The organism is Cytobacillus sp. C11.1 (assembly GCF_058145115.1).
In genome coordinates this window covers 3,874,751-3,892,645 of the sequence record NZ_CM176935.1, presented here as the reverse complement: position 1 = coordinate 3,892,645, position 17,895 = coordinate 3,874,751, and the positions used below count along the sequence as shown (strand labels likewise).

The window sequence follows — 17,895 nt, the reverse complement described above, 5'->3', positions numbered from 1 at the left end:
TGGAAAGGATGGTAGGAGATGTCGCTTAAAACAGAAACTTTCACTTATTATAATTTTATAAATGGGGAATGGAAGTCCTCAAGCAGCAATGAAAAGATAGAAAGTAAAAATCCAGCAGATAACACAGAAATAGTTGGTATTGTTCAAAAATCCACAGAAAAAGATCTTGATGAAGCTGTTTTAGCAGCTAAAGCTGTCCAAAAAGCATGGAGGAACAAAGGATTTATTGCAAGAGGGCAATACTTATATAAAATTGCAGAGGTACTTGAAGAAAATATTGAGGATATCGCAATAACTATGACGAAAGAAATGGGGAAAACCTTAGCTGAAGCTAAAGGAGAAACCATGAGGGCCATTTCGGTCTTTAAATATTATGCAAGTGAAGGAATGAATAAAATAGGTGACGTTATTCCACACACTGAAAGTGATGGTTTAATGTACACAACAAGAGTTCCATTAGGCGTTGTCGGAATTATTACTCCATGGAACTTTCCTATTGCAATTGCAGCCTGGAAGATTGCGCCAGCAATTGTTTCTGGGAATACTGTTGTTTTTAAACCTGCACAAGAAACAAGTATTACAGCTGTAAAACTAGTAAAATGCATCGCTGAGGCAGGTATTCCGAAAGGTGTAGTAAACCTGGTAACAGGCACCGGCTCAACAATAGGCCAAGGAATTATTGACCACGCTGATATTCAGGCAATAAGCTTCACTGGTTCCAATGATGTAGGGAAACGTGTAGCAATTGGGGCGGCGAGTAGAGGGGCTAAGTTTCAAACAGAGATGGGCGGCAAGAACCCGGTAATCGTTGCAGATGATGCGGATTTGGATTTAGCTGTTGAACAAACTATTAATGGAGGTTTGAAATCAACAGGGCAAAAATGTACTTGTACCAGCCGCGTAATAATTATGGAAGATGTGTTTGATCAGTTCAAGGAAAAACTATTATCGAAGGTAAGAGAAATTACAGTAGGAAGTGGCTTAGAATCCGACACATGGATGGGTCCATGTTCAAGTGAGAAACAGCTTCAAACAGTTGTTAATTATATTAAACAAGGCATTAATGAAGGCGCCACTCTTCTGTATGGGGGTAAAAGGCTTGAGCAGGGAAAATTAAAGGAAGGATACTATGTTGAACCTACAGTCTTCGAAAACGTTACCACTTCAATGGTGATTGCACAGGAAGAAATTTTTGGTCCTGTATTAGCCTTGATTAAAGTCCGATCCATTGAAGAAGCTTTAGAGATTGCTAATGATGTTAAATATGGATTAAGTGCAGCCATATTTACAAGAGATATCGGAAGGATGCTGACATTTATAAAAGAGATAGATGCAGGCCTTGTCAGAATTAATGCGGAAACGGCAGGAGTTGAACTTCAGGCTCCATTTGGAGGAATGAAGGAGTCAAGTTCCCATTCAAGGGAGCAAGGAAAGGCAGCAATTGAATTCTTTACTGCTACCAAAACGGTATTTGTAAAAGCGTGATTCCTTTAATTAATAGGGGGGCTTAACATGAAGAAGAAATGGATCCTATTCTTGCTAATGGTTTCTTTGGTTTTATTTACAGCAGCATGCAGCAGTAGTTCTAGTAATGCTTCGATTAAAAATGCATCTGATAAAGATGGCGGAAATAACTTTCCTGAAAAGTCTATTACTTTAATTGTTCCTTATGCTGCTGGAGGCGGTACGGATGCTACTGCAAGAGCTTTAGCAAAAGCAGCTGAAAAACATTTGGGTCAATCAATAGGAGTTGTTAATAAAACTGGCGGAAATGCAGTAGTAGGGATTAGCGAGGCAGCAAATGCTAAACCTGATGGCTATACCATCATTATGAATGCAAATGAGATAGCTCTTTTGCCGCATATGGGTCTGACACCAATTACCTATGAAGATTTTGCACAGGTAGCTCATATTAATTTTGATCCCTCTGCTTTGACTGTACCTGCAGACGCTCCATACAATACGTTAGAAGAATTTTTAGCTTATGCGAAAGAAAACCCAGGAAAAATTCGCGTTGGAGGAACGGGTAAAGGCGGGATATGGCATCTGGGATCAGCTTCAATTGAGAAAGCGGCTGATGTCCAGTTTAACTATGTTCCTTTCGATGGAGCAGCACCGGCAAAGACTGCATTATTAGGCGGACATATAGAGGCAATTACCGTCAGCCCCGCGGAGGTCTTAGCCCAGGTGGAGGCTGGTGAATTAAAGACACTTGGTGTTCTCTCGGATGAAAGATCAACCATCATGCCAGATGTGCCTACATTCAAAGAGTCAGGATACGAAGCGAACGTTGGTGTGTGGAGAGCAATTGATGCTCCTTCAGATACTCCTCCTGAAGTTGTTAAGGTACTGGAAGAAGCTTTTTCAAAGGCTGTTGAAGATGAGGAATTTGTTGACTTTATGAATAAAAATGGTCTGGGTATTGTTTTTAAAGGTACCGAAGAGTATAAGGAATTAGTTGCTAAAGACCATGAATTCTTTGGAGGGTTACTAAAAGAGCTGGGGATAACTCAGTAACGCTCTTCCAGTAAATAACAATGAATGCAAAGAGCTGTTTCCCCAGCACTTTGCATTCATTAATTTATAGCATAAGGCAGGGGGATCAAAATGAGAAAAGCGAATATAATTAGCAGTGTTATTGCTATCTTAATTGCTGGACTGTTTTTTATTATGGCGACTCAATTTAAAGAGATATCGGTTCAGGATACAGGGCCAGCTTTTATGCCAAATCTGTATGCAGGTGTTCTTGTTTTCCTTGCACTACTTCTTATAATTAAGTCTGCCAAAAAAAGCGATGAATCAGAAAATAGTAGTAAGTCTAGTACAAAACTAGTTTTTGTCACTATGCTTTTAATTATTATTCTTACTTTTCTAATTCCTATACTTGGTTTTTACATAATAACTCCAATAGCAGTTTTTTGTTTTTTAAAAATCTTTAAAGAAAAGAAACTTTCAATACTTTTTGGTTTACCTATCGGCATAGTATTATTTGTTTTTATATTGTTTCAGAAACTACTTTTAGTACCGATTCCTTCTGGGATTATTTTTCAGTAAAGGAGCTTTAAAATGGAATTATTAATTGAAGGATTTTTAAACGTTCTTAATATAAAGGTTCTCCTTATCCTATTTATGGCAGGAGCGATCGGAATCATTTTAGGTGCTTTACCGGGTCTTACTGCAACTATGGGAGTTGCTCTATTATTGCCTGTAACCTTTGGTATGGAACCTGTTACGGGAATCCTTTTATTAGTAGGGGTGTACTTTGGGGCTATTTATGGTGGGTCAATCACTGCTATTCTATTGAGAACCCCTGGTACACCATCTTCAGCAGCTACTGCCCTTGACGGTTATGAAATGACCAAAAAAGGATTAGCTTATAAAGCTTTAACTATTTCAACATTATCCTCTACTATTGGAGGAGTACTAAGTGTAATAGTCTTGATTTTAATTGCACCTCAACTGGCTGAATTTGCTTTAAAATTCAGTGCTCCTGAATCATTTGCACTTGCTTTCTTTGGACTTGCTATTATTTCAAGTATATCGGGCAAATCACTGCTTAAGGGACTAATTGCTGGGGTGACAGGATTATTAATTGCTACTATAGGTATTGATCCAATTGGCGGGTTTCCACGTTTTACCTTAGGAATTGAAAATTTAATGAGCGGTGTAAATTATATACCTGTATTAATTGGGCTATTTGCTGCCTCAGAAGCATTTCGTTCAGTAGAAGACATTTTTAAAAGCAGTAATTCCCTTAAAGCCATCGAGAAGGTTAAATTAAAATGGGGTGAATTTAAAAGTTTAATCACAGTCATATTAAGATCATCTGGCATTGGTACATTTATTGGTATGATTCCGGGCGCTGGTGGGGATATAGCCTCATTTGTTGCCTATAATGAAGCAAAAAGATTTTCAAAAAAACCTGAAGAGTTTGGGAAAGGGAATGCTGAAGGCGTATCAGCTTCAGAAGCAGCCAATAATGCGTGTACTGGAGGTGCAATGATTCCCTTATTAACCCTTGGGATACCAGGTGATGCTGTTACTGCTGTTATGCTGGGAGCACTTATGGTTCAAGGGCTTCAGCCTGGACCTTTGTTATTCACAAACCATGGCGGGATAGTATATACCCTCTTTATTGGGATGTTGTTGGCCAATCTTTTAATTTTATTTTATGGCCTGCTGGGAATCCGCTTGTTTACTAAAATCCTGACAATACCTAAAGTTATTTTAACACCAATAATTTTGATACTGTGTATCGTTGGATCATACGCCTTAGGAAATAATTTTTTTGATGTTTGGGTTATGTTGATTGCTGGTATAGTAGGGTATTTTATGCATAAATATGAATTCCCAGTTTCACCGGTTATTTTAGCTTTGATATTAGGTCCAATGCTAGAAGCCAACTTACGAAGATCTCTCGTCATGTCAAATGGGGATATTAGTATATTATTCACAAGGCCCATATCCTTAATATTGATTTTATTGGCCGTGATGACACTGTTTTATCCATATATAACGAAACTTATAAAAAGCAGAAAAAATTACGATATAGAGGCTTAGTTATTTTACGAGCAGGCTGCTTTCGTGAAGCAGGCTTAAATACGAATCTAGAATCTTTAAGCTTTCTATAGTATTTGATCTGGGGTGTTTTCTCTGGATTCGGTAGTACTTACGATCCGGAGGAGGAGTTTCAAGCCAATATAATGAAAACCCTTCCATTTTTATAAACTTTTTAGCGATGGACATAGGAACGATAACCCATTTATTAGGGAAACTCATAAAATTAAAAATTAATCCTGCTGAATCAATTCTGATTCCTAAAAACTCTCTGTCCTCCCTGCATCTTTCATACCAGGCTTGAAAAGAGGGACTCCACTCATGGTATAACTCGTTACTAGGATCCAAATCTAAAAAGTTTATATATTTGTGGGACTTATTTGGATTACAATCATGTCTTATGACAACCAAGGGTTCTGAATAGAACTTTTTAATTATTAAATTTGGCCGGGGTTTTTCGAAAAGGGCGAAGGCAATATCGATTTTATCCTGTTCTAAAAGGGAGTATAATTCTTCTCCTATATATGTTATTAGTCTTAAATTCATCTCATTTGAATGACTATTAAGTGCTTTATAAACGGGGGGAAGAATAAAATTATGAATACTATCAACTGCTCCGATTGTCAAAGCCTGTTTTTTCTGGGATCTAAGGTACTTAGTTTCCTGTATTAGTTCCTCCCATTGTTTTGCTATTTTTAAGAATTCTTCACCACTTGGTGTTAAAGATAAAGAACGGATGCCACGGCCTCTCTCGATTAAAGTCATACCAACAAATTCTTCCAGCTGGGTAAGTCTGTGGCTTAGGGTTGATTGAGTTAAAAAAAGTGAGCTGGCGGCTCCTGTTAAACTGCCATGGCGTACAATTGCAAGAAATGCTTGTATTCCAGAGGATTCCAAAATTAATCACCTCAAATATTTTTTTTGCTATTCTAAAAAGAAAGGTTGGCAAGTTCAACAAAGATAATGAAAACAATAAGCTTCTTAGAGATAACTCATTGTTCCCATTATATTACATAAACGATTAAAAAACATGGGAAATATTAAAAAACATGATATTAAATAATTTAATATTCCATTTTATAATATTTAACTCTCTTGGTAAGATGGTAAATAGTTGGAATATTTAAATTATTATATTTCCAGTTGAATTTCCTGATTTAAGTAGAAAAAGGAGGAACAAATATGGAAGAAACTGAGTTATCCATCATTATAGGCGGCCAGCAAGGAGAAGGTATAGAAAGTGTTGGTGAAATCTTAGCAAAAGCTATGAGCCGAATAGGATACCATCTCTTTGGAGCGAGAAGTTTTTCATCACGTATTAAAGGTGGACATACGGATTTTAATCTCAGAATTAGTAAGGTTCAGGTATTTAACAATTCAGAAGATCTTGATATCATTATAGCTTTTGATGAAGATACGATTAGTCATCACCAACATTCGTTAAAAGTTAATGGGATCATTTTGTGTGACCCAAAAACAGTAAATATTAATAATATTAGCCTTCGCAAGGAAATTCGGTATCACGAAATTCCCTTAACCCAATTAGCAGCAGAGTTAGGGAGTCATATTATGAAAAACATTATTGCTGTCGGTGCTGCATGTTCATTATTAAACCAACCTATAGAAGAATTTGAAACAGCAATAAAGGAACAGTTTAAGAAAAAGGGAATGTCAATAATTGAAAATAACCTGGGTGCTTTGCGTAAAGGGTATCAATATGCAAGAGCATTAATTGATGTCCAACTTCAGCTTGAAAGAGCAACTTCCGGACAGCATATTTTTATGTCTGGAAATGAAGCTATTTCGTTAGGGGCGGTCCTGGGAGGCTGCAGATTCATGGCAGGTTATCCTATTACACCGGCTTCAGAAGTTCTTGAGACTTTAACGAGAATTATTCCAGAATACGGAGGAGTTGTTGTACAAACAGAAGATGAATTAGCAGCTATATCCATGGTTTTAGGTGCAGGCTATACAGGTGCACGTGCAATGACTGCTACTGCAGGCCCTGGAGTTTCTTTAATGCAAGAGGCGATCGGGCTTTCAGGTGCTGGAGAGATTCCTATTGTAATAGTAGATTGTCAGCGGGGAGGTCCCAGCAGCGGTATGGCAACTAAGTTTGAGCAGAGTGATCTAAATGCTATGTTTTCAGGTACACATGGTGAATCACCCAGGATTATCCTATCTCCAAGTACCGTTTTAGAGGCATTTACGGATATGCCCAAAGCGTTTAATTTAGCTGAAAAATTCCAATGTCCTGTTTTTGTTGCGTCGGATTTATTGCTGGCAACTTCAAAACAAACTTTTGATTTCCAAGAGGTAAACGAAATAGAAATTGATCGTGGAAAATTAGCCGGCGATTTAGAGCTTTTTGAAAATGAAAAAGCTTTTTACGAGCGATTTGCAATAACTGAGGATGGTATAACTCCAAGAAGTATACCTGGTCAAAAGAAAGGAATGCATCATGTGACTGGCATCGAACATGGGCCATCAGGACATCCCAGTGAAAATCCCAACAACAGGATAGAGCAAATGGACAAAAGAAGAAGGAAATTAGAAACTGTTCCTCTAGATCAATCAATTAAATATGAAGGAAGTCAACATCCTGATATATTGTTAATTGGTTTTGGATGTACATATGGAGTAATTCATGAAGCCAGGAAAAAAATGCACAGTTCAGGGATTGAAGTTGGACATGCGCATATGCGCATGCTTCAACCCTTAGCAAAAGATGAACTAACAAATTATACAGGGCTTGCTAAAAAAGTATTTATAATAGAACAAAATTCAACGGGACAGTTAGCGAATATAATTAAACAAAAGCTAGCAATTCATTCTAAAGTACACAGCATTTTAAAATATAATGGTATTCCCATCAAAACTTCAGAAATTATTACTTACATTCATAATCATTTTGATGTGTCTAGTAATAAGGAGCTGGTATAAAAATGACAACTCTAAAAGATTATCGAGTAGATATTAAGCCTAATTGGTGTCCTGGCTGTGGAGACTTTTCCGTCTTAGCAGCAATTCAAAGGGCAGCAGTCAACTTGAAAATTGAGCCTGAAAATTTTGTCCTTCAATCCGGTATTGGCTGTTCTGGAAGAATATCAGGCTACTTAAATGTTTATGGAATGCATTCTATGCACGGACGTGCATTAGGACTGGCTCAGGGTGTGAAATTAGCTAATAAGAATTTAACAGTTGTCTGTGCAGGAGGAGATGGAGACGGATTTGGAATTGGACTTAATCATTTTGTTCACGCAGCCCGTCGAAACATCGATATAACTTATATTGTAATGGATAACCAAATTTATGGACTTACCAAAGGACAAATGTCACCTACAAGCCCTAAGGGCTTCTTAACAAAGTCTACTCCAGAGGGAAATCCGGAAAGTCCAGTTTCTCCAATACATGTAGCCCTTTCCTCAAATGCTAGTTTTATTGCACAAGGGTTCTCAGGAAATTTGAAACAAATAACCTCATTAATTGAACAAGGCATTCAGCATAAAGGTTTTTCTTTCATCAATATTTTTAGTCCTTGCGTAACATTTAATAAAGTATTTACGTATGACTGGTTTAAACAGAATTTAATAAATTTAGACAATGAAAATGACTACGATGTGTCAATCCGAAGTTTGGCTTTTGAAAAAGTTGAGCAAACAAATGGGTTTATTACGGGTGTCATTTACCGGAAGGAGCGAAAAGAATTTACTGAGTCACTACCAGGGAATTCAGGCAAATCGAGTTTAATTGACCAAAATTTATCGGTTAACAAAAATGATGTTCACAATTTATTGAGAAGATATATGTAATATTATCAATTGAAGATAACACATCAAATATTTGGTAACAAATTGAAAGGGTCTTCATGACTCTTTTTTTTATCTTAATGGCTCTGTTACCCCGCTACCGTATTTCCTTCGTGGGTGTTTACACAGAGATACTCATTCAAGGTCCTGCTGGAGTTTGGATCAAAGGATACCCCGCAGGAGCAAAGCGGCGAGTAGCGTCGGACCTCCCCAGAAAGGGAATGCCTGCAGCGGAAATCAACCACTCCTATTTACTTGTTTAAAAAGCAACAAAGTTTCCAAAAACAGCCTTTAATAAAGAGTAAATGTTAAGAGCATTTATAAAGAAATAGGAATTAATATTAAAAAATCTTTAGAATATTCGTAAAAGTAATTGAATTTGTAGATTGGATACAGTATCCTATTTATATAAAGCTAAGATATTTCCAACAAATTTATGGGGGAATAATGCTATGAAGCTAGTAAATGAAGTAACGATTTATGAAGTCGGTCTCCGGGATGGGCTTCAGCTTGAGTCAAAGGTCTTAACAGTTGAAGAGAAACTGGATATCTTTACTTTATTTCGGGAAGCAAATGTGTCCGAAGTTGAATTTGGTTCTTTTGTTCATCCAAAGTTAGTGCCGCAAATGGCGAACACTTCGGATTTTTATTCCTATATTCAACAATATGAAGAGATAGAGCTTGTTGCACTTGTCCCGAATTTAAAGGGACTTGAAATTGCAAAAGAGAATGGTGTGAAGTCTGTTAATTATGTTTTATCGGCGAGTAATACGCATAATCAGCAAAATGTACGCCAAACAACAGAAGAATCACTGAATGGCTTTAAGGTTTTGTCCCAATTTGCATCTGAGAATGCTATCGCCTTAAACGTTACAGTTGCCACTTCATTTGGCTGCCCATTTGAAGGAACGGTCCCCCAGAAACGCATCATGAATATATTAGACACCCTCCTTTTACATAACATCAAACGAATTACACTTGCAGATACAACTGGTATGGCTAATCCCAAGCAGGTTTATGAATTAACAAAAGAAGTTGTAAATGAATGGAGAAACTTTGAATTTGGCTGCCATTTTCATAATACAAGGGGCATGGGGCTTGCGAATGTTCTGGCCGGAATGGAAGCCGGAATTACTATGTATGATGCATCCATTGGCGGAATTGGCGGCTGCCCATTTGCTCCTGGTGCAACAGGAAATGTTAGTACAGAAGATGTTGTACACATGCTGGAGGAGATGGGTGTTAAAACATCCATTGACCTGGATACATTAATACAGGCCTCTCATAGATTGAAAGAAATACTTGGCCATGATTTACCGGGGCAAGTTGCGAAGGCAGGAAAGAGCTCCCGAAAATATCCGGTGCCAAGTTAAAATTCATACTAATTTATTGAAGGGATGAGTTGGATGTTAGTGCAAACCTATGAAACGATAAAAATTGAAAACCCCGATCAGCAGCAGGGCATTGTTTTATTGACTTTAAACCGGCCTGATTCCATGAACGCCTTGAATACAAAAATGGCATTGGAATTAATAGAAGCTCTGGATGAATTAAAATATGATGAAAAAGTCAGGGTTTTAATTATTACAGGTGCTGGCACAAAGAGCTTTTGTGTTGGCGCTGACCTAAAAGAGCGGAATGGAATGTCGCAAAAGGATTGGAAAAAACAGCATGATTATTTTGAACAAGTGACTGAAAAAATCCGTGAATTTCCTTATCCGGTAATTGGCGCTGTAAATGGCTATGCATTGGGAGGCGGAATGGAAATAGCGCTTAGCTGTGATATTAGAACAGCTGCACCACAGGCAGGGATGGGACTACCAGAAGTAAAATTAGGCCTTATACCCGGAATCGGCGGTACCCAGCTGCTAGCCCGTATCCTCCCAATAGGGTTGGCAAAGGAAATGCTTTTCACAGGCAAACGTATTACTGCTGAAGAAGGGAAGCAATTAGCATTGATCAATCATGTTTTTTCAGCTGAAACGCTGATAGAGGAAACGGTTAAACTTGCAGAGAGCATCGCTGCGAATGCGCCACTTTCCCTTAAAGCTTTAAAGAAAGCTGTCAATAAAGGAACGGAAACAGATTTAGCAACTGGGCTTGTGCTCGAGCTGGAAGCTTACTATAAATGTGCAAACTCTGAAGATCGTTTGGAAGGCATCTATGCATTTAATGAAAAACGTCCACCGGAATGGAAAGGGAAGTAAAGAAAACTTTTTACCATAAGCTGATTTAAGGACTTTGTAATTGGAGCCGAATTCAACTGGAAGTTTAATAGAGCTAATTTTTAAAAATAATATCATTTGGAGGTAGTTAAAATGACAAATACAAAAACAATGGAAAATACTGAACACGAAATGATCCGAAAAAGCGTTCGCACTTTATGTGAGCGCTTTCCTGAGGAATATTGGAGAGATACTGATGAGAGAGATGCCTATCCGACCGCTTTTGTAAAGGCCCTAACGGATGAGGGCTGGCTGTCTGTTCTCATTCCTGAAGAATATGGCGGAGCAGGCCTGGGAATGAAAGAAGCAGGAATCATTTTGGAGGAGATCAATCGTTCTGGCGGAAATGCAGGTGCATGCCATGCACAAATGTATACGATGGGGGCATTGCTCCGTCACGGAAACGAGGAGCAGAAACAAAGATTTCTTCCCAAAATTGCAAGCGGTGAATTGAGGCTTCAGGCTTTTGGTATTACTGAACCAACAGCTGGAAGTGATACCACAAGCATTCAAACATTTGCTGAGAGAAAGGGAGACAAATATATCGTACATGGCCAAAAGATTTGGACCTCCCGTGCCGAGCATTCAGATTTAATGATGCTTTTGGCGAGAACAACACCGAAAGACCAGGTGCAAAAGAAAACGGACGGTTTAAGCCTCTTTATCCTTGATATGAAGGAACAGGCAGATAAGATAGATATTCGCCCAATTGATACCATGATCAATCATGCGACCACTGAAGTCTTTTTTGAAGGGGCCGAAATTCCCGTTGAGAACTTAATTGGCGAAGAAGGCAAGGGATTCCGTTATGTATTGGGAGGCATGAATGCAGAACGTATTTTAATAGCTTCTGAATCAATTGGGGATGGCATGTATTTCGTTGATAAATCTGTTCAATATGCCAATGAACGTGTTGTTTTTAATAGGCCAATCGGGCAAAACCAAGGTGTTCAATTTCCGATTTCAAGAGGTTACATGGATATCCAGGCTGCAAAATTAATGAGGGACAAAGCTGCTGAAATGTTTGATGAAGGAGTCGAGTGCGGTGCAGAAGCGAATATGGCAAAGTACCTTGCCTCTGAAGCTACTTGGCGTGCCGCAAATGCAGCCATGGACACATATGGCGGATATGGTTTTGCGAAAGAATACAATATTGAAAGGAAGTTTAGGGAAGCAAGATTGTTTATCGTAGCGCCTATTTCAAATAATTTGGTTGTGAGCTTTGTAGGACAGCATGTTCTTGGTTTGCCACGTTCTTATTAATCAATTCAGACATGAGGGCCTTAATTGAAGGGCCCTCTCCTTAAAAAAGGGGGAGCCAGAATGGCAGGACCGTTAACAGGTATAACAGTTGTAGATGTAACTACAAATATTTCCGGCCCTAGTTTAACTATGATTCTCGCTGATTTAGGTGCTGAAATCATTAAAATTGAAAGGCCGGTTACTGGAGACGACTCAAGGGGGATGGGTCCCTTTTGGGAAGGAGAAGGCGTATATTTTCTCCATATTAATCGAAATAAAAATTCTATTGTTATAGATCTGAAGCAGGAGAAAGGCAGAAAAATTGTTTATGATCTGGTTGGAAAAGCAGATGTATTTGTTGAGAATTTCCGTTATAAAAAAGCGGAAAAAATGGGACTGGGATATGAGAAATTAAAAGAAATTAATCCTTCACTTGTTTATTGCTCCTTGTCTGCCTATGGACAAGAGGGACCTTTGCGTGAAAGATCAGGGTATGATGCAATCGCCCAAGCAGATTCAGGCATTATTGGCATTAATGGAGCAGAAGGATCAGAGATTGCGAGGGTACCAGTTTCAGTTCTTGACCAGGGAAGTGCGATGTGGGGAGCAATTGGGATTATCTCTGCACTCCTTCATAAAGAAAAAACAGGTGAGGGTCAATTGGTCACAACTTCACTTTACGAAACAGGTGTGTTTTGGGTGGGCTACCATATGCTATCCTGGCTTGCAACCGGACAGGAACCTAAGAAAAATGGTGCCGGCCATACTGCCTTTGCACCATACGGGGCTTTTTATGCCAGCGATGCACCTGTTATGATTGGAATATCGAATAATTCCTTATTCAGGCGCTTATGCACTGTGCTTGGGAAAGAGGAATGGGTTACAGATCCGCGATATGAAACTAACCCCAAACGAGTTGAAAACCGTGAGAATTTAAGAGTGGCTATTGAAAATATTCTTCAATCCAAGCCTGCTGATGAATGGGTTAGACTTTTGGCAGCGGCTGGAGTACCAAGTTCAAAGGTGAAAAAGATTTCAGAAGTTGTGGAGGATGAGCAAGCAGAAGCAATTAATATGTGGAAGAATGTCCCGCATTCTAGTATCAAAGACTTCAAGCTGCCGCGGCTGCCTTTCGAGTTAAGTAATTCTTCTGCAGAGATTAATCAAGCTCCGCCTAAGCTTGGGGAGGATACGATAGACATTTTAGGAAAACTTGGCTATGAAGAGGCGAAGATTAAGGAACTGCTTAAAGATAAAACGATCCAAACTTCAGAAGAAAAAGCAGAATCTCGCTGACTTAATAGACTTATATGTAACTATCAAAATCTCACGGCTATAAAGCCGGGAGATTTTGATATATCTAACGCTGTGCCTCATTAATCCTTAATATACTTTTGAATCTTTCTGAAAGCAGTAGATTGATTTATTCCCAGTACCTCACCAACTTTATAGGAGCTTTTATATTTTTTATAAGCCTTAATGATTAATTGTTCTTCCAATTCTTCATGTGCTTGTTTTAATGGGCATATGTCATTGATTTGGACAAGATAATGTGAGTCTTCATTTCTGGAGGTTATGATCTTTTGCGGCAAGTCTATCATTTGGATTTCATTTTTATCAGCTGTAACGACCAGGCGCTCCATCAGGTTTTCCAATTCTCTTACATTACCTGGCCAATTGTAGTTAATTAATTGATTCTCTGCTTCCAAAGAAAGGTAGGTAGATGAGCCGTATTTTTTATTAAATTTTTCTAAAAAATAATCCATTAAATAGGAAATATCCTCTTGCCTTGTTCTTAATGGAGGAATGTAAATGGGTATGACATTCAATCTGTAGTATAAATCTTCTCTAAATGTCCCTTCCTCCACCATTGATTCTAAGTTCTTATTAGTTGCAGCTATAATTCTTGTATTGATATGTATTGGTTTGGAACCTCCAAGCCGCTGAATTACATTATCTTGAAGAGCTTTCAAAAGTTTAACTTGCAGGTTAAGCGGCATTTCACCAATCTCGTCCAAAAATATAGTGCCTCCATCAGCCTCTTCAAATAATCCCTTTTTCCCTTCTTTATTTGCTCCTGTAAAAGCGCCGGACTCGTATCCAAAAAGTTCGGATTCAATGAGAGACTCTGGTATTGCACCACAATTAACATGGATAAACGGCTGCTTACTTCTATTGCTTTTTTTATGTATTAAAGATACAATTACACCTTTTCCAACACCAGATTTTCCTGTAACAAGAACAGTGGAATCTACCTTAGCAATTTTATCTACCATTTTAACGATTTTACGCATATTGGGTGAAAAAGAGATAAATTCCTCCTGGTCTTTATTTTGAAATCTCCGCAGTTCTTCGAGTTCTTCTTGGAAACTCTCTAATAAATGTTCGGTCCTCACAATCTTATCACGAAGCTGTCTGATTTCTGTGAGGTCTCTGGAAGTAAAGATAATGAAGTCAATATTTCCTTTAGCATCAAGGGATGGGTTGCCAATACAATGGATTGTATGGCCAGTTCTTGTTCTTTGAATCATGGACACCCTTTCTTTCCGTTCTTTTACAATAGGAAATAGCGAAGGTGAAAACAGTCCCTTTCTGGCAAGCTCTTCAGTGTTTTTTCCTACTATTTCCTTTGCTTTCATGCCATAAAATACTTCACCAGCCGGATTGACACGCAGTACTTTTCCATTGCCATCAGTCACGAAAATCTCGTCAAAACAGGTATTAATAATCGTTTCTAATTCATGATTTAAAGTCTTGTAAAGTGTAATCTCGCTTGCTTCCATCTATTCACCTCCATTTTTAATGAAGTTCTAATAACTGTTAATGAAATAATAGCATAATAAGCAGATAGCAACAATTCATAATATTTAGAATAATAAATATGATAATGCGTGGGTGCATTATTTGTAATGCATGGAATCATCAAAAGTGAATTTAAAGCATCATTGATTCTTTATCTAATGAACAAATCTATTTTTGGCATAGAACTTGCAGAATACTTTTTTAAGGACTTTTATATTAATCATCTATTAAAAGGAGGTAATCTTTATGTCGACGTTTAATAAAGATCAAATCAAGAAACTCCAAGAGTTGGATAAAAAGCATTTTTTGCACCCAACATCTTCATTAAGACAACACCAGGAAACCGGCCCGAAACGAATTTTTACTGAGGGGAAGGGGATTTATTTAACAGATGTAAATGGAGATCGCTATATTGATGCACTGGCATCCTTGTGGAATGTCAATGTAGGGCATGGAAGGAAAGAACTTGGCGAGGCTGCCAGCCAACAGATGGGCAAGCTTGCATATAGTTCATCTTTCAATAATCTTTCACACGATACGGTTATTCAGCTGTCTGAGAAGCTGGCAAGCCTAACACCTGGTGACTTGAATGTGTTTTTCTTTACTTCCGGCGGATCCGAATCAAATGATACCGCATTTAAGCTTATAAGACACTATTGGAAGTTGAAGGGAGAGCCGGAAAGAAAGAAGATTATCGGATTAGAGCGTGCCTATCATGGAATTACAATGGGGGCGACAAGTGCAACTGGAATTCAGCAATTTCAGAACATGACAACCTCACTTGCTCCAGATTTTCTTCATGCGGCAGCTCACAAAACGAATTGTGAATTAGGAGATAAGAATGATCCGGATTATTCAAGAAGCATAAGAGGGATTATTGAAAATGAAGGTCCCGAAAAGATTGCTGCTGTAATCGTTGAGCCGATACAGGGGGCAGGGGGGGTTATAATTCCTCCGAATGGTTATTTAGAAGCTGTTCGTGAGCTTTGTGATCAATACGGAATCTTAATGATAGCTGATGAAGTTATCTGCGGTTTTGGACGAACAGGAAAAATGTTCGGTGTAGACCATTGGAATGTGGTACCTGATGTCATGTGTATGGCAAAGGGAATTACAAGTGGTTATATTCCACTGGGTGCGGTTGCCATTACTGAACGATTAAGAGACAGCCTCGCAGAAGTATCAGATGATGTTTTGTTCCATGGATTCACTTATAGCGGCCATCCGACTGCTTGTGCAGTTGCATTGAGAAATATCGAAATTATTGAAAAGGAAAATCTGACAGCCCATGCAAGCAAGATGGAGAAAGAACTAATTAAAGGATTTGACTATTTGACAGAGAAGCATAAATCCGTAACAAAATCCCGGGCAAGAGGTTTGATTGGGGCTTTTGAATTATTTGAGGATAGGGAGCAGGAGATTCCATTTGCACCGGAGAATATGGCTGCACAGAAGCTAGTTGAAGAATGTCTTTCCCGAGGACTGATAGTGCGATCTGTTACGTTTGGCGGAACAAATATAATTGCACTATCACCACCGCTTATCATTACGAAAGAAGAAATTGATAAAGTGATATCGATCTTTTCAGACGCGATTCAAGCTGTTGAAAAAAGTTTAAGATTACAGAGTGTGTAAGGGTTTATTACTAAGAAAAAAGTGCCTATTCATCTGAGTAGGCACTGTAATCAGCATTAATATCAGAATATTTACTATATTTAGATTTATCGTACTTACTCTCAAACTTTTTTCATCTAAAAATGAGTGGAGGTAAATGAATGAGTGAAAGCAGATTTATAAAAACACTTGGGAATCGGGATGTCCTTGCACTTGCTTTTGGGGCTATGATTGGCTGGGGCTGGGTTGTTACAGCGGGACTATGGATTACTGAAGCAGGTTCACTTGGTGCCATTCTTGCCTTTGTTATAGGTGGCTTGCTTGTTACTTTTGTTGGACTAACATATGCAGAATTGGCATCGGCTCTTCCCTTGGCCGGAGGGGAGCATGTATATAGTTTTAAAGCCATGGGGAGAGTCGCCAGTTTTATCACAACATGGGCAATAATTTTAGGCTATGTCTCTGTAGTAGCATTTGAAGCTGTGGCTTTGCCGACTGTATTTGAGTATTTAATTCCTAATTATAGTAAAGGCTACTTATACACAATAGCAGATTGGGATGTAACGCTCACATGGGCAGGTGTAGGTATTATAGGTTCAATCTTTATTGCGTGGATTAATTATCGGGGTATCAAGTTTTCTACTGCTGCTATGTTTATATTGACATTATTAATTCTTATAGCTGGTGTATTATTAATAACTGGCAGCTCTTTCTCTGGAAACGGGCAAAATATGCAGCCTTTCTTTGAAAAAGGAATGGCGGGTATTTTAACAGTTGTCATTATGACTCCTTTTATGTTTGTTGGGTTTGATGTTATCCCACAGGCAGCAGAAGAGATTAAGCTTCCACAAAAGCAAATTGGGAAATTGTTAATCGTGTCCGTCATTCTTGCAATCGTATGGTATATTGCAGTAATTTTCGGTGTCTCCCGGGTGTTAAGTCCTTCTGAAATTGCTGAATCCAATCTTGTAACAGCTGACGCAATGGCAAAAGCTTTCAATAGTCAAATGATGGGCAATATACTTGTTCTCGGAGGGATTGGCGGGATTTTAACAAGCTGGATTGGATTTTATGTTGGCGGAAGCAGAGCCATTTATGCCCTTGCACGGGCAGGCATGCTGCCGAAATCTTTAGGTGAACTCCATCCTAAATATAATACCCCTCATAAAGCAATTTTATTAATTGCTGTATTATCAACAGCTGCTCCATTACTGGGAAGACCTGCGTTAGTTTGGTTAGTAGATGCAGGCGGACTTGGGTTAGTTGTAGCATGGTTTATGGTAGCGCTTTCCTTTGTGATTTTACGTAAAAAAGCTCCTGATATGCATCGGCCATTTCGTCTTCAAGGCGGTACATCAATTGGATGGATAGCGGCTATTATGTCTTTGGGCGTGAGTATTCTTTATATGCCAGGCATGCCTTCAGCACTTATTTGGCCATACGAATGGGTAATCGTATTTGCCTGGGTAGTCCTTGGATTTGTTTTTTATAAAATCTCAATGTCAAAATACGGAACTGAATACTCGAATAAACACATGAATGAAGAAATAGCCCGGGTCATAAAGTACGACGGCCAACCTGATATAAAGGAAAAAAGCAGCTAGCGGGTACCAGGTACCTATACCACTTAAGCCAACTGGTATAGG

The 17,895-nt window shown here is 38.6% G+C and carries 14 protein-coding genes; 12 read left to right on the top strand and 2 right to left on the bottom strand.

The annotated features are described in order from the left end of the window. The first annotated feature begins 18 nt into the window (after nt 1-18). The 4 genes from gucD (at nt 19) to AC3ZVC_RS19340 (ending at nt 4,560) form a co-directional block, all read left to right on the top strand. A complete protein-coding gene (gene gucD / locus AC3ZVC_RS19355) occupies nt 19-1,485 on the top strand; it encodes an alpha-ketoglutaric semialdehyde dehydrogenase GucD (RefSeq protein ID WP_490064812.1) in 1,467 nt (488 codons plus the stop codon). 27 nt (nt 1,486-1,512) lie between these two features. Further along, nucleotides 1,513-2,517, top strand: coding sequence for a tripartite tricarboxylate transporter substrate binding protein (locus AC3ZVC_RS19350; protein WP_490064811.1), 1,005 nt, complete (start codon nt 1,513-1,515; stop codon nt 2,515-2,517). Nucleotides 2,518-2,607: 90 nt separating this feature from the next. Continuing rightward, a complete protein-coding gene (locus AC3ZVC_RS19345) occupies nt 2,608-3,054 on the top strand; it encodes a tripartite tricarboxylate transporter TctB family protein (RefSeq protein ID WP_490064810.1) in 447 nt (148 codons plus the stop codon). Nucleotides 3,055-3,066: 12 nt separating this feature from the next. Beyond that, nucleotides 3,067-4,560: a tripartite tricarboxylate transporter permease gene (locus AC3ZVC_RS19340; protein ID WP_490064809.1), complete on the top strand. Its 1,494-nt coding sequence runs from the start codon at nt 3,067-3,069 to the stop codon at nt 4,558-4,560. Here AC3ZVC_RS19340 and AC3ZVC_RS19335 read toward each other — a convergent pair whose 3' ends face one another. After that, entirely contained in the window at nt 4,561-5,454 is an 894-nt protein-coding gene (locus AC3ZVC_RS19335) for a LysR family transcriptional regulator (protein ID WP_490064808.1), read from the bottom strand. It abuts the gene before it with no gap. Between the two features lie 285 nt (nt 5,455-5,739). On the opposite strand from AC3ZVC_RS19335, the gene AC3ZVC_RS19330 reads away from it, so the two are divergent. From AC3ZVC_RS19330 to AC3ZVC_RS19305, 6 genes are all read left to right on the top strand, one after another. Next, nucleotides 5,740-7,500, top strand: coding sequence for a 2-oxoacid:acceptor oxidoreductase subunit alpha (locus AC3ZVC_RS19330; RefSeq protein ID WP_490064807.1), 1,761 nt, complete (start codon nt 5,740-5,742; stop codon nt 7,498-7,500). Nucleotides 7,501-7,502: 2 nt separating this feature from the next. After that, nucleotides 7,503-8,369 carry a 2-oxoacid:ferredoxin oxidoreductase subunit beta gene (locus tag AC3ZVC_RS19325; protein ID WP_490064806.1) on the top strand — a complete coding sequence of 289 codons (867 nt, stop codon included), beginning with the start codon at nt 7,503-7,505 and terminating at the stop codon, nt 8,367-8,369. Nucleotides 8,370-8,818: 449 nt separating this feature from the next. Continuing rightward, nucleotides 8,819-9,739 carry a hydroxymethylglutaryl-CoA lyase gene (locus tag AC3ZVC_RS19320; RefSeq protein ID WP_490064805.1) on the top strand — a complete coding sequence of 307 codons (921 nt, stop codon included), beginning with the start codon at nt 8,819-8,821 and terminating at the stop codon, nt 9,737-9,739. Between the two features lie 33 nt (nt 9,740-9,772). Then, nucleotides 9,773-10,573: an enoyl-CoA hydratase/isomerase family protein gene (locus AC3ZVC_RS19315; protein ID WP_490064804.1), complete on the top strand. Its 801-nt coding sequence runs from the start codon at nt 9,773-9,775 to the stop codon at nt 10,571-10,573. 111 nt (nt 10,574-10,684) lie between these two features. Continuing rightward, nucleotides 10,685-11,854, top strand: coding sequence for an acyl-CoA dehydrogenase family protein (locus AC3ZVC_RS19310; protein WP_490064803.1), 1,170 nt, complete (start codon nt 10,685-10,687; stop codon nt 11,852-11,854). 60 nt (nt 11,855-11,914) lie between these two features. Beyond that, complete coding sequence (locus tag AC3ZVC_RS19305; RefSeq protein ID WP_490064802.1) at nt 11,915-13,129, top strand: CaiB/BaiF CoA transferase family protein; 1,215 nt, start codon at nt 11,915-11,917, stop codon at nt 13,127-13,129. An 80-nt stretch (nt 13,130-13,209) separates the two neighbouring features. On the opposite strand, the gene AC3ZVC_RS19300 is transcribed toward AC3ZVC_RS19305, so the two are convergent. Continuing rightward, nucleotides 13,210-14,616, bottom strand: a complete 1,407-nt coding sequence (locus tag AC3ZVC_RS19300) for a sigma-54 interaction domain-containing protein (RefSeq protein WP_490064801.1) — start codon at nt 14,614-14,616, stop codon at nt 13,210-13,212. 265 nt (nt 14,617-14,881) lie between these two features. Between AC3ZVC_RS19300 and AC3ZVC_RS19295 the strand changes: the two genes are divergently transcribed. Further along, nucleotides 14,882-16,270 (top strand): aminotransferase family protein, encoded by a 1,389-nt coding sequence (locus tag AC3ZVC_RS19295; protein WP_490064800.1) that lies wholly within the window; start codon nt 14,882-14,884, stop codon nt 16,268-16,270. Nucleotides 16,271-16,410: 140 nt separating this feature from the next. Beyond that, nucleotides 16,411-17,853, top strand: a complete 1,443-nt coding sequence (locus AC3ZVC_RS19290; protein WP_490064799.1) for an APC family permease — start codon at nt 16,411-16,413, stop codon at nt 17,851-17,853. Nucleotides 17,854-17,895 lie beyond the last annotated feature (42 nt).

Excerpts from the sequence above, each read along its gene's own strand:
- gucD (WP_490064812.1), top strand. The coding sequence starts at position 19 with ATGTCGCTTAAAACAGAAACTTTCACTTATTATAATTTTATAAATGGG.
- AC3ZVC_RS19350 (WP_490064811.1), top strand. The coding sequence starts at position 1,513 with ATGAAGAAGAAATGGATCCTATTCTTGCTAATGGTTTCTTTGGTTTTA.
- AC3ZVC_RS19345 (WP_490064810.1), top strand. The coding sequence starts at position 2,608 with ATGAGAAAAGCGAATATAATTAGCAGTGTTATTGCTATCTTAATTGCT.
- AC3ZVC_RS19340 (WP_490064809.1), top strand. The coding sequence starts at position 3,067 with ATGGAATTATTAATTGAAGGATTTTTAAACGTTCTTAATATAAAGGTT.
- AC3ZVC_RS19330 (WP_490064807.1), top strand. The coding sequence starts at position 5,740 with ATGGAAGAAACTGAGTTATCCATCATTATAGGCGGCCAGCAAGGAGAA.
- AC3ZVC_RS19325 (WP_490064806.1), top strand. The coding sequence starts at position 7,503 with ATGACAACTCTAAAAGATTATCGAGTAGATATTAAGCCTAATTGGTGT.
- AC3ZVC_RS19320 (WP_490064805.1), top strand. The coding sequence starts at position 8,819 with ATGAAGCTAGTAAATGAAGTAACGATTTATGAAGTCGGTCTCCGGGAT.
- AC3ZVC_RS19315 (WP_490064804.1), top strand. The coding sequence starts at position 9,773 with ATGTTAGTGCAAACCTATGAAACGATAAAAATTGAAAACCCCGATCAG.
- AC3ZVC_RS19310 (WP_490064803.1), top strand. The coding sequence starts at position 10,685 with ATGACAAATACAAAAACAATGGAAAATACTGAACACGAAATGATCCGA.
- AC3ZVC_RS19305 (WP_490064802.1), top strand. The coding sequence starts at position 11,915 with ATGGCAGGACCGTTAACAGGTATAACAGTTGTAGATGTAACTACAAAT.
- AC3ZVC_RS19300 (WP_490064801.1), bottom strand. The coding sequence starts at position 14,616 with ATGGAAGCAAGCGAGATTACACTTTACAAGACTTTAAATCATGAATTA.
- AC3ZVC_RS19295 (WP_490064800.1), top strand. The coding sequence starts at position 14,882 with ATGTCGACGTTTAATAAAGATCAAATCAAGAAACTCCAAGAGTTGGAT.
- AC3ZVC_RS19290 (WP_490064799.1), top strand. The coding sequence starts at position 16,411 with ATGAGTGAAAGCAGATTTATAAAAACACTTGGGAATCGGGATGTCCTT.